Origin of the sequence: Thalassospira sp. GB04J01 (genome assembly GCF_000751115.1) — a bacterium.
In the GTDB taxonomy this organism is placed as follows: Bacteria; Pseudomonadota; Alphaproteobacteria; order Rhodospirillales; family Thalassospiraceae; genus Thalassospira; species Thalassospira lucentensis.
In genome coordinates this window covers 501,425-518,721 of the sequence record NZ_CCDX020000012.1, presented here as the reverse complement: position 1 = coordinate 518,721, position 17,297 = coordinate 501,425, and the positions used below count along the sequence as shown (strand labels likewise).

Annotated in this window: 16 protein-coding genes; 10 read left to right on the top strand and 6 right to left on the bottom strand. The window is 53.3% G+C overall.

All coding sequences use genetic code 11. The annotated features are described in order from the left end of the window. Positions 1–20: 20 nt before the first annotated feature. Positions 21–1,415 carry an MFS transporter gene (locus AMM48_RS13665; RefSeq protein WP_102784467.1) on the bottom strand — a complete coding sequence of 465 codons (1,395 nt, stop codon included), beginning with the start codon at positions 1,413–1,415 and terminating at the stop codon, positions 21–23. Positions 1,416–1,860: 445 nt separating this feature from the next. On the opposite strand from AMM48_RS13665, the gene AMM48_RS13660 reads away from it, so the two are divergent. After that, entirely contained in the window at positions 1,861–2,823 is a 963-nt protein-coding gene (locus tag AMM48_RS13660) for a TAXI family TRAP transporter solute-binding subunit (RefSeq protein WP_102784522.1), read from the top strand. Between the two features lie 75 nt (positions 2,824–2,898). Then, entirely contained in the window at positions 2,899–4,665 is a 1,767-nt protein-coding gene (locus AMM48_RS13655) for a TRAP transporter fused permease subunit (RefSeq protein ID WP_102784466.1), read from the top strand. An 82-nt stretch (positions 4,666–4,747) separates the two neighbouring features. Here the strand turns inward: AMM48_RS13655 and AMM48_RS13650 are convergent, their stop codons facing one another. Both AMM48_RS13650 and AMM48_RS13645 read right to left on the bottom strand, forming a co-directional pair. Further along, entirely contained in the window at positions 4,748–4,933 is a 186-nt protein-coding gene (locus AMM48_RS13650; RefSeq protein ID WP_022731766.1) for a PLDc N-terminal domain-containing protein, read from the bottom strand. Between the two features lie 145 nt (positions 4,934–5,078). After that, positions 5,079–6,263 (bottom strand): NAD(P)/FAD-dependent oxidoreductase, encoded by a 1,185-nt coding sequence (locus AMM48_RS13645; protein ID WP_102784465.1) that lies wholly within the window; start codon positions 6,261–6,263, stop codon positions 5,079–5,081. A 210-nt stretch (positions 6,264–6,473) separates the two neighbouring features. Here AMM48_RS13645 and AMM48_RS13640 point away from each other — a divergent pair, with 210 nt between their 5' ends. Then, positions 6,474–7,436 carry a tetratricopeptide repeat protein gene (locus AMM48_RS13640; RefSeq protein ID WP_244271230.1) on the top strand — a complete coding sequence of 321 codons (963 nt, stop codon included), beginning with the start codon at positions 6,474–6,476 and terminating at the stop codon, positions 7,434–7,436. A gap of 96 nt (positions 7,437–7,532) precedes the next feature. On the opposite strand, the gene AMM48_RS13635 is transcribed toward AMM48_RS13640, so the two are convergent. Then, positions 7,533–8,210, bottom strand: coding sequence for a D-lyxose/D-mannose family sugar isomerase (locus AMM48_RS13635; RefSeq protein WP_102784464.1), 678 nt, complete (start codon positions 8,208–8,210; stop codon positions 7,533–7,535). Positions 8,211–8,463: 253 nt separating this feature from the next. On the opposite strand from AMM48_RS13635, the gene AMM48_RS13630 reads away from it, so the two are divergent. From AMM48_RS13630 to rlmJ, 3 genes are all read left to right on the top strand, one after another. After that, a complete protein-coding gene (locus tag AMM48_RS13630) occupies positions 8,464–9,198 on the top strand; it encodes an SIMPL domain-containing protein (protein WP_102784463.1) in 735 nt (244 codons plus the stop codon). A 108-nt stretch (positions 9,199–9,306) separates the two neighbouring features. Continuing rightward, entirely contained in the window at positions 9,307–9,999 is a 693-nt protein-coding gene (locus tag AMM48_RS13625; RefSeq protein ID WP_102784521.1) for an rRNA large subunit pseudouridine synthase E, read from the top strand. A gap of 6 nt (positions 10,000–10,005) precedes the next feature. Then, positions 10,006–10,893, top strand: coding sequence for a 23S rRNA (adenine(2030)-N(6))-methyltransferase RlmJ (gene rlmJ / locus AMM48_RS13620; RefSeq protein ID WP_102784462.1), 888 nt, complete (start codon positions 10,006–10,008; stop codon positions 10,891–10,893). A gap of 93 nt (positions 10,894–10,986) precedes the next feature. On the opposite strand, the gene AMM48_RS13615 is transcribed toward rlmJ, so the two are convergent. Next, on the bottom strand, positions 10,987–11,691 hold the full coding sequence (locus AMM48_RS13615; RefSeq protein ID WP_022731759.1) for a ChrR family anti-sigma-E factor: 705 nt from the start codon (positions 11,689–11,691) through the stop codon (positions 10,987–10,989). Continuing rightward, positions 11,688–12,278, bottom strand: a complete 591-nt coding sequence (locus tag AMM48_RS13610) for a sigma-70 family RNA polymerase sigma factor (protein WP_240626451.1) — start codon at positions 12,276–12,278, stop codon at positions 11,688–11,690. The genes AMM48_RS13615 and AMM48_RS13610 overlap by 4 nt, the downstream gene beginning before the upstream one ends. Before the next feature lie 214 nt (positions 12,279–12,492). Between AMM48_RS13610 and AMM48_RS13605 the strand changes: the two genes are divergently transcribed. From AMM48_RS13605 to AMM48_RS13590, 4 genes are read left to right on the top strand one after another with little or no spacing between them, the layout of a single operon-like run. Next, positions 12,493–13,836: an FAD-dependent oxidoreductase gene (locus tag AMM48_RS13605; RefSeq protein WP_102784461.1), complete on the top strand. Its 1,344-nt coding sequence runs from the start codon at positions 12,493–12,495 to the stop codon at positions 13,834–13,836. Continuing rightward, positions 13,833–14,678 carry a DUF1365 family protein gene (locus AMM48_RS13600; RefSeq protein WP_102784460.1) on the top strand — a complete coding sequence of 282 codons (846 nt, stop codon included), beginning with the start codon at positions 13,833–13,835 and terminating at the stop codon, positions 14,676–14,678. Before AMM48_RS13605 ends, AMM48_RS13600 begins: the two co-directional genes overlap by 4 nt. A gap of 6 nt (positions 14,679–14,684) precedes the next feature. Further along, a complete protein-coding gene (locus tag AMM48_RS13595) occupies positions 14,685–15,962 on the top strand; it encodes a cyclopropane-fatty-acyl-phospholipid synthase family protein (protein WP_102784459.1) in 1,278 nt (425 codons plus the stop codon). Next, a complete protein-coding gene (locus AMM48_RS13590; protein WP_102784458.1) occupies positions 15,949–17,283 on the top strand; it encodes an MFS transporter in 1,335 nt (444 codons plus the stop codon). The genes AMM48_RS13595 and AMM48_RS13590 overlap by 14 nt, the downstream gene beginning before the upstream one ends. Positions 17,284–17,297: the final 14 nt, after the last annotated feature.

Below are 17,297 nucleotides of genomic sequence, written 5' to 3'. Positions count from 1 at the left end.
CAGCCTGATAAATCTCGTTCTTATTTCGTTTCTGGTTTCGCGCTTTCGTCATCCTCATCGACTGCGACATGCCCATAGTCGTCGGGATGTGCTGTGCCATCCGGCGTCAAAAGGTCGCTGACTTCATCGGTCTCTTGCGAAGAGTCCTTTGTGGAGCCGTCCGCGCCGTCTTCGGGAACTTCATCGGTAATCGATGACAGCTCAAACGCCATAGGGGTTGTGCGCGGAACCGCAACGAACTGACCTTGCTCCTCGAGAGAGATGCGACGACCAAACCCAGCACGGTAAATGGCAAATCCGGCAACCAGAATCCCGATCACGGAAAACAGGAATGGCAGTGCCCAAGGGCCAAAGTACCCGATTGCGCTCGACCCTAGCAATGGACCCGCTGCGGCTGAGCCGCCATAAATAATCAAAAGGCCGCCCGATGCAGGCACGATGTCTTCGGGTTCGAGGTAATCATTCACATAGGCCACAGCCAATCCATAGATTGGCATGATGAAGACCCCGGTGATCCCGCCCCAAAGTGTCAGGTTGTCTTTGATCACGTCGGGAATGACAAGCGGGATCAGCCCGCAAACAGCAAGACCAAGTAAGACAACAATCATCACGTATTGGCGCGGCACAATGTCAGAAAGCTTGCCGATCGGGAACTGCATAATCATGCCGCCCAGAATGACAAAAAACATGAAATAGGCGACGTTTTGCGTGCTTAAACCCAGTTCGGCGGCAAAGACCGGCCCAACACCGTAAATCGCCCCGGATAAGACCCCGGCACCGGATGCCGCGACAAATCCCAGTGGTGATATCTTGTAAAGACGACGAAACGTCATGCGTTCGCCACTAACCGCAGAAGGCGGTGGCTGACGGGTCAAAGCAAGTGGAACAAGAGACAGCGACAGCAAGACCGAAGCAACGGTAAACAGCTCAAAGCTGCTGATCGGTGACATGTTCAGCAGCAACTGGCCAATTGCCAGACCACCGAGTGACACCGTCATATAAATCGCAATTGTGCTGCCGCGTGACGTGTTGTCGGACTGCGCATTCAACCAGCTTTCCACCACCAGATAGAGGCCGGAAAGACAAAGACCGGTCATGGCGCGAAACAGCGACCATGTGAGCGGATCAACATACACAGCATGGAGCAACGTGATCGCCGAACCGGCGGATGCAAGGGCGGCAAAGGTCCGGATGTGACCCACCCGGTTCACAAGGCTGGCACCCCAGACAATCCCGGCGACAAAGCCGATATAGTAGGATGCCATGATGATACCAGTATAAACCGGAGAGAATCCTTCTGCCGAGGCGCGTAGCGCCAACAGGGATGATTGCAAAGATGACCCGCTGTTAAGCGCAAAGGCGGCAAACAACGTCGCAGACAATGCAATAATCAGGGCAACCGGCGAACGCGGCATGGAATCCTCAACTGAATTCTGGTGATGCAGGAACTACCCTGCGGCAAGGGTGGGAAAGCTGTCAATCATTACAACGTACTGAGCTAAAACGATTTACAGCCGTTCCCGAGATTAACGCTGCTTTGTGCGTTATGTTCCCTTGGGAATGCTTGTGTCCCTTTAAGCGTGAAGCCTGGCCGCGAATAGCGTCGGTTTTGCACAACTGCCATGTGAAAACGGACCCGTTTGGCGTAAGGTTTACATCTCTGACAGGCTGTGAAATCGCATAAGCAGCTTGACCTTCATGTACTTCATGCTTTCTATGGCCGTGAACTTGGGTCATTTTTGCCAAAACGCTCCTGAAACGGGACTGTATTTTGCGCTTATTGCCACCAACGAAAGGTTCGCTGCCAAGTTCGGCATTCAAAGCCGACAAAGCGGACTGCTCATACAAGGGGAGGAAGCCTTGAATATTCTGCGTACACTTGGCGTAATTACCGCCGGTATTATGGCACTGTCTGCGGCGTCTGCCGCACAGGCCGAAACCCGTGTCACCCTGAAATCAGCCAAAGCTGCGTCATCCTATTACCAGATGGCCGCACAGCTTTCTGAAGCGATGAAAACCGGCACCAATGGTGACGTGATTATTACGGTTGAAGAAAGCCAGGGTTCGGTTCAGAACGTCATGGAAGCCATGGTCCGTTCGGGCAACTATGTGTTTACCTCCCCGCCCGGTTTGGTCGGACTGGCCCAAAACAGCAAAGGCCCGTTTGAAGGGCGCCCGACGGAAAAATTCGAAGCGGTTCGTGCCCTGTTCCCAATCCCGTCCCTGACCATGCATTTTGTGATGCGCAGTGATTCTGGTGCCACGGACTTCGCCGGTCTTGAAGGCAAAACCATCCTTCTGGGCAAGGGATCCTTCGGGGCGAAAGAAGGTGAAAAATACCTCGACCTGTTTGGTCTTGGCGGTAAGGTTGAACTGGCTGATGCCGAACTTTCCAACGCAGTTGCCGCACTTAAAAACGGTCAGATTGATGGTTTTGTTACCGCGGGCTCCTGGCCTGCGCCGAACGTGATCGAAGCAGCGGCCGGAACGGACGTCAACGTCCTGTCACTTTCCGATGAGCAGCTTGCGCTGACCAAACGCGACAAAACGGTTATTCCTGCGGGCACCTATAGCGGTCAGGACGAAGACATCACAACCGCGTCGCTGTCGGTTGTGGCCTTTGCAACGACCGAGATGGATGACGAAACCGCCTACCAGTTGACCAAGACATTCTGGGAGCAAAAAGCCAAAATGGGTGAAAGCTCATCGTGGTGGAATGGTGTTTCCCCAGACATGCTGGGCAATATCGCGGGCAAAATTCATCCCGGTGCATTGCGTTATTATGCCGAGGCCGGTTTCCCGGTCCGCGATGATCAGCGCTAACACCTGATTGCTCATAAAACACAACAGGCCCGGCACATCCGCCGGGCCCGTCTTTATCCAACAAACTGAATAAACATGTCGGCCATTTCTCGCCCCATCTGGATTATGCTTGGTGCAATTTCGATTGCATTTCACCTTTGGCTGATTTTTTCCGGCCTCGTCCCCAATCTTGTCAGCCGTCCGATCCACATGGCGCTGGCTTTGCCATGGGCACTGATCTTTGTTGCCAAAACACGGGCGCAAAATATATCTGGCGCGATCCTGACTGTGATTGGCCTGATCGGGTGTGGCTGGATTGTTTTCAACCATGGCAGTCTTGCTGATCAGTATGGTTTTCTGATGGGCAATACCCAGATCGCCATTGCCGCCGCCCTTTTAGGGATTGTTCTGGAAATGGCGCGCCGCGCCATTGGCTGGCCCTTGCCGATGGTTGCGGGCATTGCCTTGCTTTATGCGCTGTTTGGCGAATATGTTCCGGGCGAATTTGGCCATGCCGGACTTCCGGTTGAAAGCATGTTGGGCACATTGACCATTGCCGAAGGTGGCCTTTGGGGCAGCCTGACGGGTGTATCGGTCAGCATTGTTGCTATTTTTGTGATTTTTGGTGCGGTTCTAAATGCTGGCGAAGCCGGGCAGGGATTCATGAATGTTGCCGGTGCGGCGGCGGGGCGTCTTAAGGGCGGTGCGGCAAAAGTATCGGTTATTTCATCTGCTCTGTTTGGCTCCATTTCGGGATCGGCATCGGCCAACGTGGCGTCAACTGGTGCGATTACTTTGCCCGCGATGACGCGACTTGGTTATCCTAAACGTCTTGCTGCGGCGGTTGAGGCAGTGGCCTCATCTGGTGGGCAGATCATGCCACCTTTGATGGGGGCTGGCGCCTTTGTCATGGTTGAACTCACCGGGCGACCGTATGTCGATATCATGGTTGCCGCGACCTTGCCGGCATTCTTGTATTTCCTTGCGGTATGGGTCGGGATTAACGCCTTTGCCATGCGGTTTGATCTTCCCGGTGTGCCAAAGGAAGACCGACCAACCATGCGCGCGGTTATCATCACGTCGTGCTTTTTCCTTGTCCCCTTCACCATTCTGCTTTGGGGTATGTTTGGTGGGGGGTATACGCCGCAATATTCGGCCTGTCTGGCCCTTGTTGTCGGGGCGGTATTGCTGTTCTTGGATGGCAATCTGTCGTTTGATCTGGCGCGCACGAAGGACCGTTTCACCGATGTCTGTCTGAATGCGGGGCGTCAGGTGGCGATGATCGGCTCGATCATTCTATGTGCATCGATTGTGATTGGTGTGCTTGGGCTAACCGGACTTGGGGTGAAAATCACATCGCTGCTTTTATCCGGTTCGGGCGGGATGCTCTGGCCAGCTTTGCTTCTGACCGCGTTGGCCTGTTTGATTTTGGGCATGGAAGTGCCAACAACAGCGGCCTATGTGATCTGCGTTTCGGTTGCCGGTCCTGCCTTGATCGAGCTTGGCCTTGATCCTTTGCAGGCACATCTGTTTGTTTTCTGGTTCGCACTTTTGTCGACCATCACACCACCGGTTTGTGGCGCGGTTTTCATTGCTGCGGGCATGGTCGAAGAAAACTGGCTCAAGGTTGCGGGCACCGCCATGGCGCTGGGTATTGGACTTTATATCGTGCCCTTGGCGATGGTGGCCAATGCATCCCTGATTGATCTTGGGTCTGAACCTGTATGGGCGATTGCAGCAGGGCTGAAGGTGGCTGTTGGTTTGACCGCCATATCGTATGGACTGATATCACCACGCCCAATGATTGTGCGGATTGGGCTTGCGCTGGCCGGTGCGATTGCGATTTTCGCGGCAGGTATTTGAAAATGAACAAAGCCCGACAGTAAACTGCCGGGCTTTGTCGTTTTAGATGCTGGTTTTAAATTCCAGCTGAAATCTTTCGGGCTTAGGCGCGCCCGCTACGCGGACCGGCAAACAGCCAGATGATCAGGCCCAAGACCGGCAGAACAAGAACAAGTACAATCCAAAGAACTTTTGACCCGGTGCTCGCACCACTGCCCAAAATATTAATGACCGCCCAGATATCGGCGATCAAAATGATTAAACCAAGTATTCCACCATATTCAAACATGTCCAAACCTCATTAATTTGTTGCTGCGGCTATTTGACACCGCGCTTGATCATGAAACGGCCAAGGACTCTATTTGTTCCCCCATAAGGAAACACACGCACTATATATGCGCTCAATGGTTGGGGTGTGTAAACGAATTTCGACCTCAGGCAACCTGCCCGGCAGACCAGCCAGACGACCAGGCCCACTGGAAATTAAATCCGCCAAGATGCCCTGTCACATCAACAACTTCACCGATGAAATACAGGCCCGGCACACTGCGGCATTCCATGGTTTTCGATGACAGTTCGTTGGTATCTACCCCCCCAATCGTCACCTCGGCTGTGCGGTATCCTTCGGTGCCATTTGGCATGACAGCCCACTGATTGACATCCATTGCCAGCTTGCGAAGCGCCTTGTCACCGGTTTCGCCAATCGGACGTTCAAGGTCATGACGTGCCGTGATCATTTGCGCCAAACGGTTGGGCAAAATACGCGACAGCACCGTGTGAACGGCCTGTTTCGGGGTTTCACTTTTGGCCGATTTCAAAAGATCAAAGGCGTCTTCTTCGGGGTTGAGGTTCACTACAATCCCGTCGCCTTCATCGCAATAAGATGAAATCTGTAAAATGGATGGGCCTGAAAGGCCGCGATGGGTGAACAGCAATCCTTCGCGGAATTGCTTTTTATTGCATTGAACCACTGCATCAACCGAAATGCCCGATAGCTGGCCCATTTGCGCGCGCAACTCAGGATCAAACGTCAGCGGCACCAAAGCCGCCCGGGTCGGGATGATGTTTAATCCGAACTGACGTGCAATTTGATAGCCAAATCCGGTTGCCCCGATTTTCGGGATTGAAAGCCCGCCACATGCGACCACAAGCGATGCACACGCCCATTGCGCGCCCGTGCGTGTCGTTACGTCAAACCCGCCATCGTCGCGACGGATGATATTGGAAATTTCCGTGTTCAGGCGAATGGTGACATCTGCAGCGTCACATTCATCAAGCAACATATCGATGATCTGAAACGAACTTTCATCACAGAACAACTGGCCCAGCGTTTTTTCATGCCAGCTGATTTCATGATGGTTCACCATTTCGATGAAATCATGCTGGGTATAGCGTTTCAGGGCGGATACACAGAACCGCTTGTTCTGCGACAGGAAGTTTTCCGGGCTGGTGTGGATGTTTGTGAAATTGCATCGCCCGCCGCCCGAAATACGGATTTTCTCGGCGGGTTTGTCGGAATGGTCGACCACCACAACAGACCGGCCGCGCTTGCCAGCTTCGATGGCGCACATCAGGCCCGCAGCACCCGCACCGATTACAAGAACATCAATATTTTTCACGCAGAACCGACCCGTTTGAATTTTTAAATACCGAACCGCTTATACGGATAAACGTGCCCTTTGTCAGTGCACATACATGCAAGGATGCAATCATGCTGCAACATAGTTTGGTTGTTTGACTACACCTGTTTGCATTTTTGAAACGCTTTCTATGGGATTCTAAGCGTTACGCGGGTAACGTGACCAAATCATAAAAAGAGGAACACGGGGATGGTGACACTGTCTTTACGGCGGGCAACTTTTGTTGCATCACTTTTGATATTGGCAGGCATTTTCGCCGCACAGCCGGGGTTTGCCCAAACGTCGGAGCCTGAAATCCGTCAGGATACTAAGTCGGGTGATGCATTCGATGCGGTGCCAGATGTCGATTTTAGCCCCGTGGATGCCAAAGAACGTACCAACATGCCGCCATTGATGGAACGCTATGTTCTTGATGAACTGAAAAGCCTGCGTACTGAAATGCAGGGCATGCGCGCGGAATTGATGCGTGAAGTCGTCAACCGTCAGCTTGAAGCCATTGACAAGGCGATTTCCTATTCATCCAATACCGTGACCTATTTCTTCTATTTCGTGGCCGCTGTCGGTGCGCTTCTGACCATGCTGGGCTGGCAGTCGCTGCGTGAGTTGAAATCAAGTGTGCGCAATCTTGCCAATACGGAATTGCAACGTTTGTCCGAAGAATTCGAACGACGCCTGACCTCGCTTGAGGATGAGTTGCGTTTGAAATCCAAGGTGATCAACGAGCATCAGCACGAAATCGAACGCACACAGGAAATCCATGCACTGTGGCTGCAAGCCAATCAGGTCACGAACCCGCGTTCAAAAATCGAAACTTATGACAAGATCCTTGAACTGGCACCGGGCGATCCGGAAGTCATGGCCTATAAGGCAGATGCCGCCCTTCAACTTGGTGATCGCGACTGGGCACTAAGCCTGTGCAATCGTTTGCTGGCCGAAGAACCCGGAAGTGCCAATGGCCACTATCAACGTGCTTGCGCAAATGCCGGACTTGGTTTCCGCGAAGGCGCCCTTGCTGATTTGCAGCGTGCGATCGAACTTTCTGAATCCATGCGTCAACCGGCCTGGACAGAAGAAGAATTCGAACCCCTGCGTGACATGCCGGAGTTTAACGAAATTCTTGGCGACAAAAATGACCTGCCGCCTGCTGAATAAACAGCAGTGTGGCACGGCCATCGGACCGACTGAAAACGCAAAAGCCCCGCAAAGAAAAATTGCGGGGCTTTTGTTTGCTTGCTCTATGAGGCGGTCTTACTGCGCAGGCAGTTCATTCCAAAGTGGGTGGATTGGTGCGACGTCTTCTTCGATCTTGGTAAAGCGCGCATCACAATCAAAGAAATAGTTATCGGCAAGATCATCATTAACCTGTGAAACTTCGCCGACAATAACCGGACCTTTGCCAACTTCGCCGTAAAAGCGGTGCACAAGGGTCCGCGGCAGGGTCACGCTTTGCCCCGGTTCGAGCACAACCTTGCCGCCCGCTGGCAGGATGTTGAGCTTACCATCGGTGCGCACCTGTACGTCATTGACTCGGTCCATCTGACCATCTTCGGTCAGGTTGCAAAGCTCAATCACAAGGTTGCCGCCGCCGCGCACAATGATGTCTTCCATTTTGACCTTGTGGTAATGCCATGGGCATTCCTGATCCTCACCGACAATCATGATCTTTTCGGCATAAGGCACCTCGCCGGGCTGACGCAGAATGCCGTTGCGCAGGCAAAACAGGATCAAACCGCGCTTGGCAAAATTACCTTCGCCATAATCCGTCACGTCCCAGCCCATCTGATGCCCGCGGCACCATTTTGCCAGATCGGGTTCTGCGGCCCACTGATCCGGGCCGTAATGGCCCCAAACAGGAAGTTTAAAGGAAATGGACGCGTAAAGTTCTTTTGCATGCTCGATGCAGGCGTTGATTTCCGAACGCAGCATGGGGACCTCTTGTGACGTGTGATTGTGACGGGGCAGTATATCCTACCCCTGACGGTATGCGGGGCTTTTATCATGGGCAATCAAAGAATGCGACAGTTTTTGAATGCATTCAAAGTCTGCTTTGATGATGAATTTCCGGCGAATACACTGCCTCTCTGTTGCCGCTTTTTATGTTGATAGATCATAATTAAAGGTATGATTTGCGCAGATATAAGTCATTTCGGCGCGCATTGGATTAGGAAGAGGCAAAGTCATGGTTCAGTCGTCTGGTTTGGTCAAGGTCGTCGCCGCCGTGATCGTTGGTGTGGCAATTGCCGGGGCGGGGTGGTTTGTTGGTAACGGTATCGCAAACATGCGATCGCTTGATCGCTATGTCACTGTTAAGGGATTGGCGGAACAGGATGTACAGGCCGACCGGGCGGTCTGGCCAATCACCTTTGTTGCAACCGATGATGTATTGCAAACAGCACAGGCCAAAATTGAGGCCGATACCAAGACGCTGCTCGATTTTCTGGCAAGCCACGGCATTTCAAAGGAAATGACCGAACTGCAAAACCTTCAGGTTACCGACCAGCTTGCCCAATCATATCGTTCTGGCCCGATTGAAAGCCGCTATATCGTCAATCAGACCATTCAGGTCCGTACCGACGACGTGAAGGCGGTTGTTGCCGCATCACAGGATATTGGCAAACTGCTTCAGGGCGGGATCGTTCTGGGTGGGCAGGGCTATAACCCCGGCCCAAGTTATATGTTTACCGGGCTTAATGACGTCAAACCCGAAATGATTGCCGCCGCGACCGCCAACGCCCGCGAAGCCGCCGCGCAGTTTGCCGCCGACTCTGGTGGTCAGTTGGGTGGGATCCGCCGCGCGACACAGGGACTGTTTCAGATTTTGGCAGCCGACGGCGCACCCAACATGAACGAAGCCAGCCAGATCAATAAAACCGTTCGAGTTGTGACCACGATGGAATATCTGATCCGCGACTGATGTTTATGCGTCGCGCGGTGGGCTAAAACGCGATCCTTTGCCGACAATTTGGCATTTGGCACGTGGGGATGTGTTGACAGCCGCCGCAAAGCTGGTTTTATGCGCGCCATGGCGCAACTGATCCTTTTGAACAAGCCGTATGGTGTTCTGACCCAGTTTACCGACCGTGAAAACGGTCGGGCGACGCTGGCTGACTATATCAAGCAGCCCGGTGTCTATGCCGCTGGTCGGCTTGACCGCGATAGCGAAGGGTTACTGTTGCTGACGGACAATGGGCCGCTCAATGCGCAGATCGCCCACCCCAAATACAAAAAGTCGAAAACCTATCTGGTGCAGGTCGATGGGGAGCCGACCGATGAGGCGCTTGATGCGCTGCGCGACGGGGTCGAGCTTAAAGATGGCATGACACTTCCGGCAAAGGTGCGCCGGATTGATGAACCGGCAAATCTTTGGGAACGCGATCCACCGGTGCGCTATCGCAAGGAAATCCCGACAAGCTGGATTGAGCTGACCATTACCGAAGGTCGTAATCGGCAAGTGCGCCGCATGACCGCAGCGGTTGGTTTTCCGACCTTGCGCCTGATCCGCCATGCAATTGGCGACTGGACGCTTGAAGGCATTGCGCCGGGCGAACATCGCGTGATCGAGGTTGATGCACCGCCCGCAACCCATCGCCGCCTGTCCCCCGGATCGGCCAAGCCGCCGCGTAAACATCAATCGGGTGCCAAGGCGGATGCCGTGCCAAACAAATCCAAATCCCAGAAACCCGGCCGCCACCGGTCACGTCCGAAGAAAGGATAAGCCGCGATGCTGAGTTATCTGCATGGCTATCACGCCGGAAATTTTGCCGATTTGCACAAGCACGCGGCCCTTTGGTTGATCTTGACGCATCTGCGCAAAAAGAAAAAACCGTTCTGCGTGATTGATACCCATGCCGGTTCGGGATGGTATGACCTTGGCAGCGACCAGGCCGCAAAAACCGGTGAGTGGCATGGTGGTATTGGTGCTGCACAGGCGGGCAAAAACGCGCCTGAAATGCTGCAAGACTACATGGATCACGTCAGCCGCTTTGATCCGATTGCCCACGGGCGCGAGTATGGTGTGCGGGACACGGATGAATATGCCGGTCCGTTCTATCCGGGATCACCGTTTATTGTGCGCGAAATGCTGCGTGATGAAGACGAACTGGTTCTGATGGAACTCCATCCACGTGAAAACGAAACCCTGTATCACCGGGTGAAACGCGATCCGCGCATTCATCTGCATAAACGCGATGGATACGAAGGACTGGTTGCCATGATGCCACCTGCCATCCGGCGTGGTCTGGTTCTGATGGATCCGAGTTACGACGTAAAACAGGATTATCAACGGGCGGCCCATTCCCTGCAAAGCGCATGGGATAAATGGCCGACGGGCACCTTTATGCTGTGGTACCCGATCCTTGAAGATGGCTTTGATGCGGACCTTCGCAAATCGATTGGCGCGATCAAATCGCAAGGCGGTGTTTTATGTGCCGAACTTGCCGCCGACCATGGTGGGGCCAAAGGACGCATGCGCGGGGCCGGACTTTTGGTGATCAATCCGCCGTGGCAGTTCGATCAGGACCTTGATGTCATCGGAAGCTGGCTGGCAAAAACATGCAAACTGCCGGGACCGGGGCATCACACAACACGCTGGCTGGTGCCCGCGGAATAAAATCGCAAACATGCTTTAAAACAAAAGCCCCGTCGGCAAGTTTGCCAACGGGGCTTTCTGCGTTGGGACGCAGTTGGATTTGGTAATCGTGCCTTAAATGCCAAAGAAAGGTTGTAGCAATTTTGGCAAAAACCCGCTGAATTTCATTGGAGCATCGGTGGCAATCAGGCAAATGCATTCTTCGGCAGTATCGGCAATCGGTTGATGATCAACATCATCATCCAGATCGGCCACATCACCCGCCCGGAACCGCCCGATATCATCGATATAGGACCCTTTAAGCAGCAAGGTCATCTCATGACCGTGATGGCCATGGTCGGGGATCGAAACGCCGGGTGCGATTTTCATCAGCCGTACCGTGCCTTTGCTCTCGACCGACTTCAGCTGAAAATGCTTAACACCCGGTGCAAGCGTCTTCCACGGCACATCTTCAAGTGACAGCACGTTGTCAGGCAAAAATTTGACCAACGGAGTGGGGATGGACGGCATGGCACTGCCGGTGATGCTTTCCCCAACGGCAATCCTGCGCGTCATTGGTAATTCTTGCACTGCCGGGTTTTCATTGGCCGTTTCACGTTCGAGCATTGCCATCACGTGATCAAGCGAATGATCGGCCATTTCCATGCGGGTCACATTTTCAAGAACAGCCCCGCCCATGGTTTCAAATTCGGCAACTTTGTCGCGGCAGTGCGGACACACGGTCATGTGCGTTGCCACAAGAAGTTCCATCGCCTGCGACATCGTGCCACTGGCGTAATCCATCAAGGTTTGGTCTGTTGGATGATGTTTAATATTCATGCGAGATCTTCCAGTCCGCCACGCATCTTGCCAAGAGCCAACCGCAATCGGGATTTTACCGTTCCGAGCGGGATATCAAGGCGTTCAGCAATTTCGCTGTGCGAGCAATCTTCAAAAAACGACAATTCAACAACGATCTTTTGGTCGGTTGGTAATTCTTCCATTGCAGCTTTGACAAGGACCGCGTGCTCATCACGGCTGACAACTTCGTCTGCCAGCGGGTCCGTATCAACAATCAATGCCGTGTCAGAATCATCAACCTCGATATGTTTGCGTTGCCGGAACCTGTCAATGCGAAGATTCCTGGCGATTGTGAAGATCCATGTACTTGCGGCGGCCTTTGAAGGATCAAACAGGTGTGCTTTACGCCAAACCTGCATCATTGCTTCCTGAGCCAGTTCTTCGGCGGTTTCGGAATTGCCACCAAACCGGAACATGTACGCTTTCACCCGTGGGGCAAAATGCGCGAACAGACGCGCAAACGCCTCCCGGTCACGTATCGCCGCAACGGAAACGATCCAATCGGCACATTTCTTTGCCTCGGCCGGGTCGGCCGGACCGGGGCGTTTGGTAACGGTGCCGCTCATTCTGGTTTCAGGTCCCCCTTGGGGCCGCGCCAAGATCATGTTCATCATGCAAAATCTTACGGCGGCCGCGAACGATCAGATCACTGCTAATTATACGTTTTTTGCCAGTCACTTACAAACTTGGTTGAGGCAAACGAACAAGTGATCCAGAACTTGGTGTCTTGCGTAGTTATATGTAGTTTTAATCATAACACTGCAAGCGGGCCAAACGCATATGAACAACGTCACGTCGGGGAAACTAAATGTAGCGGTTGTCGGGTCGGGTATATCCGGGCTTTCCGCCGCGTGGCTGCTAAGCCAGTCCCACAATGTGACGTTATATGAAAAGGATGACCGCCCCGGCGGCCATTCCAACACTGTTGATGCCGGGGATACGCCGGTTGATACCGGTTTCATTGTTTATAACACCCGTTGCTACCCCAATCTTTGCGCATTGTTTGATTATCTTGATGTGAAAACGACAGAAACCGATATGTCGTTTGCCGCCTCCATGGATAATGGCGGCCTTGAATATGGCGGGGCAGATTTGGCCGCGCTATTTGCGCAAAAACGCAACATTCTGCGCCCGCGTTTTTGGAAAATGGTGCGTGACATTTTACGGTTTTACCGTGAAGCCCCGGCCGCACTTGAGGATGGCACCGCAGAAACAACCAGTCTTGGCGATTATCTGCGTGACAATAAGTACTCGCAGTCCTTCATCAACGATCACCTTTTGCCCATGGGGGCCGCGATCTGGTCAACCCCGGTTGATACCATGATGGCCTATCCGCTCGCGGCTTTCGTGCGGTTTTGTCAAAATCACGGACTTCTGCAAATCAAGGACCGCCCGCAGTGGCGCACGGTTGTTGGTGGATCACGCGAATATGTAAAACGCATGACTGCTGGTATTTCCGGCGGTGTTGTTCTTGATCGTGCAATTGCAAAGGTCGGGCGCACCGCATCGGGCGGGGCATATGTCGAAGACCGATACGGCAAACGTGATGAATATGACCACGTTGTTCTGGCCTGCCACGGCGATCAGGCACTGGCACTGCAAGATGCCCCGGACCCTCGGGTGCGTGGGTTGCTGTCGGCCTTCAAGTACGAACGCAATCTGGCGATCCTGCATGATGATGAAAGCCTGATGCCAAAGAATCACAAGGTTTGGTCAAGCTGGAACTATCTGGCTGAAGAACAGGATGGTGAACAAAAAGTCTGCGTGACCTATTGGATGAACCGTTTGCAGCACCTTGATGATGCAAAACCGCTTTTCGTCACACTGAACCCGGCCCAGCATCCGCGCGACGGAAGTGTCATCCGGTCCTTCCTGTATGATCATCCGTTGTTTGATGCCGGTGCGATGGCTGCCCAGAAAGACCTGTGGTCGATACAGGGGGTGGATAACATCTGGTATTGTGGCAGTTACTTTGGCTATGGCTTCCATGAAGATGGCCTTCAGTCGGGCCTTGCGGTCGCCGAGGCCCTTGGTAACGTACGCCGACCATGGACGGTCGAAAATGAAAGCGGGCGCATTCACGTTACCGAACGCGCCCCTGTGCAAGGCAGCGAGGCCGCATGACGCAAACATTTGCCTCTGCCTTATATGAGGGTGTCGTCACCCATCACCGCCTGCGCCCCAAAAAGCATAAATTGCGGTATCGGGTGTTTTCCTTCCTGCTTGATCTTGATGAAATCGACGATATCGCGGCACGACTTCGATTGTTCAGCCGCAATCGGTTCAACCTGTTTTCATTTCACGATAGCGATCATGGCAGCATCAAAGGCGGCGGCATAGCAGCATGCGCAAAAACCGATTTGCGCACCCGGCTTGAGACGGTTTTAACCGCTAATAATCTGGGTGACTGTACGCATAAGATCGAACTGCTGTGTTACCCGCGATTGCTGGGGTTCGTGTTTAATCCGCTGTCTGTTTACTTTTGTCACCGGTCTGATGGATCGGTGGGGGCGGTGATCTATGAAGTGTCAAACACCTTTGGTGATCGTCATAGCTATCTGATCCCGGTCGGGGAAAACGATATTGATAAAAAAGGTGTGCTTCGTCAGTCCTGTGCCAAGGGATTTTATGTATCGCCCTTTATCGATATGGAGGCCGATTATCATTTCCGCATTCGTATGCCGGGCGACAATGTTGCCCTTGGCATTCGCGAAACCGATGCCAAGGGTGCGTTTCTAAATGCGGTGTTTGCGGGTGATCGAAATGAATTGTCTGACCGTAAACTATTAGGAGCGTTCATCCGTTATCCGCTGATGACATTAAAAGTTGTCGCGGGAATCCATTGGGAGGCCCTCCTTCTGTGGCGCAAAGGGATGACATTCCACAAACGACCAGCCCCACCATCACATCCGGTGACATACGTGCTGGCAACTGGGACGAAGGCGGCCCAAGCAGGAAAGAGATAACAAGAAATGCCCAACCGCAATCGTACTGCTTCTGTTTTTGGTAATCCCCTGCGTGACCGTCTCGTCCCGATGCTTGGCAGCATGACGGGCAGTCGCAGTATTTTGAAATCGATGCTACGCCATGTTCTTGCGCATCTGCATTACGGTCGACTGACGACCATTTTGCCAGATGGCGAAAGTCTGCATTTTACCGGCGAACAGGAAACCGACCTGCAGGCCGTTATTCAGGTCCACCGTTGGGATGCTCTGCGCCGGTTGGCAACGGGGGGGGACGTTGCCTTTGCCGAAGCTTACATGGATGGTGGCTGGAGCAGCCCGGACATTACCCGTCTGATGCGTGTTGCGATGCTCAATGAAGCCATCGTTCAGGCCCGGCTCGCGGGTGGTTTCTTGTCGCGTACGATTGCCCGCCTAGGCCATTTACGCAACAGCAACACGCTTGAAGGCTCAAAACGCAACATTTCCTATCACTACGATCTGGGCAACCGGTTTTATGAGGCGTGGCTTGATCCGGGCATGACCTATTCGTCTGGCTATTACACGAAATCCGACATGACGCTTGAAGCATCCCAGGATGCGAAATACGAACGTATTTGCGATTTGGCACGTCTTCAACCGGGTGAAACTGTACTTGAAGTTGGCTGTGGCTGGGGTGGGTTTGCCGAACTGGCAGCGGCGAAATACCGCTGCAATGTGACCGGTTTGACCTTATCGAACGAACAGCATGCCTATGCCCGCCGCCGTCTTTTGATGCAGGGGCTTAATGATCGCACAAACATTATCCTGCGCGATTACCGTGAGCAGGACGGAAAATTCGATAAAATCGTTTCGATTGAGATGTTTGAGGCCGTAGGCGAAGAACACTGGCCAAACTATTTCGACATGATCCGAAAACGACTGCGCCCCGGCGGCAAGGCGGTTTTGCAGATCATCACAATTGATGATGACCGGTTTGAAACCTACCGCAAGGGGGCTGATTTCATTCAGCGCTATATCTTCCCCGGCGGCATGTTGCCGTCCCCGACCGCGTTGGTGAAAGCGGTGAATGATGCCGGCCTGTATTTGCAACATTCTGAATTCTTTGGCCTGTCCTATGCCCGCACCTTGGCGGAATGGCAGCGCCGTTTCCAGCATGCATGGCAGGATATTTCAAAACAGGGGTTTGACGAGCGGTTTAAACGCATGTGGGAATATTACCTCGCCTATTGCGAAACCGGGTTCGAGCAGGGTTCGATCAACGTTGGTTTGTTTGTGATTGAGCACCCCAACAATGCCCCATCCTGATACCAGCAGACTTTCATCGGTTTTATATGCACTTCCGGCGATGGCGGCAGCCGTGCCGACAATTCCGGCGTATGTGTTGTTGCCAAGCTACTATGGCGACGATCTTGGTCTTGGGCTTGGCATCACGGGTGCTGTTTTATTGTTGGTGCGCATTATCGACATGATGACAGACCCGCTGGCGGGGTGGCTTTCGGACCGTAGTGGCCAACGCAAAATATGGGTTGGCATCGGTGCGGTGGTTGCGGGCATCGGGCTTTGGTTCCTGTTTACACCGCCGCCAAGCCCGAGTGCGGGTTACTTGTTCTTATGGGCCAGTATCCTGTTTCTTGGCTGGACCTTGTTTCAGGTGCCCTATCTTGCGTGGGGGGCGGATCTTTCTGGTGATTATAAAAAACGGACCTCGATAACCGCCATGCGTGAAGGGGCGGGATTGCTGGGCATTGTCCTCGCGGGCGGAATACCCGTTGTGATGACCCATTCCAGTCGGGCGGGTGAAGTTGAAACGCTTGCCATTGTGACAATCATTCTTGGGGCGATCTTTATTGCCCTTATGATCTGGCGGGTTCCTGACCGTGTTGCGCAGCATAGAACATCTGATGGCGGCAACCCTGACAGCCTTCAGGCTACAGTGCGCCTTGGAATCAGAAGCCTGCGTCAGAACGGTTTGTTCGTACGTCTTTTGTCTGCATGGATGATCAATGGTCTGGCGGCCGGGTTGCCTGCGGTCTGCTTCCCGCTTTTTGTGCGCTATTACCTCAAACTTGACCAGGAAACAGAAAACCTTCTGATCCTGCTTTATTTTGCTGCTGCCATCTTTGCCATTCCGCTGTGGGTGGTCTTGGCCGCCCGGATGGGGAAACACCGCATCTGGTGTGCCGCGATGGTGCTTGCGATCGTTGCGTTTATGTTTGTCCCTGTTCTCAATGCCGGGGATGCGCTTGGCTTTGCCGTGATTTGTATTTTTACCGGGGCGGCATTGGGGGCCGATCTTGCCTTGCCGCCGGCCATTCAGGCGGATGTTGATGACTGGGACCGCTTCCGGTTTGGTAAACGTCGCACAGCCCTTTTGTTCGCACTTTGGAACATGACCAACAAGCTTGCCATGGCGTTGGCTGCGGGCATTGCCTTGCCTATTTTAGGGGCGTTTGGTTTGACCGAGGGGCGTTCTGATAATTCTTCGGCATTGATCGTTCTGGTGCTGATCTATGCGGTGATCCCTATCGTATTGAAAGCAGGAGCAATCGGGATGATGTGGGGTTTTCCGTTGGACGCATCACATCAGGTTGCCATTCGTCGGCGCCTGTTACGCCGCAACGTTTGATCTTGGGTCTTTGA

Excerpts from the sequence above, each read along its gene's own strand:
- AMM48_RS13590 (WP_102784458.1), top strand. The coding sequence starts at position 15,949 with ATGCCCCATCCTGATACCAGCAGACTTTCATCGGTTTTATATGCACTT.
- AMM48_RS13615 (WP_022731759.1), bottom strand. The coding sequence starts at position 11,691 with ATGAATATTAAACATCATCCAACAGACCAAACCTTGATGGATTACGCC.
- AMM48_RS13595 (WP_102784459.1), top strand. The coding sequence starts at position 14,685 with ATGCCCAACCGCAATCGTACTGCTTCTGTTTTTGGTAATCCCCTGCGT.
- AMM48_RS13625 (WP_102784521.1), top strand. The coding sequence starts at position 9,307 with ATGGCGCAACTGATCCTTTTGAACAAGCCGTATGGTGTTCTGACCCAG.
- AMM48_RS13610 (WP_240626451.1), bottom strand. The coding sequence starts at position 12,278 with ATGAGCGGCACCGTTACCAAACGCCCCGGTCCGGCCGACCCGGCCGAG.
- AMM48_RS13605 (WP_102784461.1), top strand. The coding sequence starts at position 12,493 with ATGAACAACGTCACGTCGGGGAAACTAAATGTAGCGGTTGTCGGGTCG.
- AMM48_RS13665 (WP_102784467.1), bottom strand. The coding sequence starts at position 1,415 with ATGCCGCGTTCGCCGGTTGCCCTGATTATTGCATTGTCTGCGACGTTG.
- AMM48_RS13640 (WP_244271230.1), top strand. The coding sequence starts at position 6,474 with ATGGTGACACTGTCTTTACGGCGGGCAACTTTTGTTGCATCACTTTTG.
- AMM48_RS13630 (WP_102784463.1), top strand. The coding sequence starts at position 8,464 with ATGGTTCAGTCGTCTGGTTTGGTCAAGGTCGTCGCCGCCGTGATCGTT.
- rlmJ (WP_102784462.1), top strand. The coding sequence starts at position 10,006 with ATGCTGAGTTATCTGCATGGCTATCACGCCGGAAATTTTGCCGATTTG.
- AMM48_RS13655 (WP_102784466.1), top strand. The coding sequence starts at position 2,899 with ATGTCGGCCATTTCTCGCCCCATCTGGATTATGCTTGGTGCAATTTCG.
- AMM48_RS13600 (WP_102784460.1), top strand. The coding sequence starts at position 13,833 with ATGACGCAAACATTTGCCTCTGCCTTATATGAGGGTGTCGTCACCCAT.
- AMM48_RS13650 (WP_022731766.1), bottom strand. The coding sequence starts at position 4,933 with ATGTTTGAATATGGTGGAATACTTGGTTTAATCATTTTGATCGCCGAT.
- AMM48_RS13635 (WP_102784464.1), bottom strand. The coding sequence starts at position 8,210 with ATGCTGCGTTCGGAAATCAACGCCTGCATCGAGCATGCAAAAGAACTT.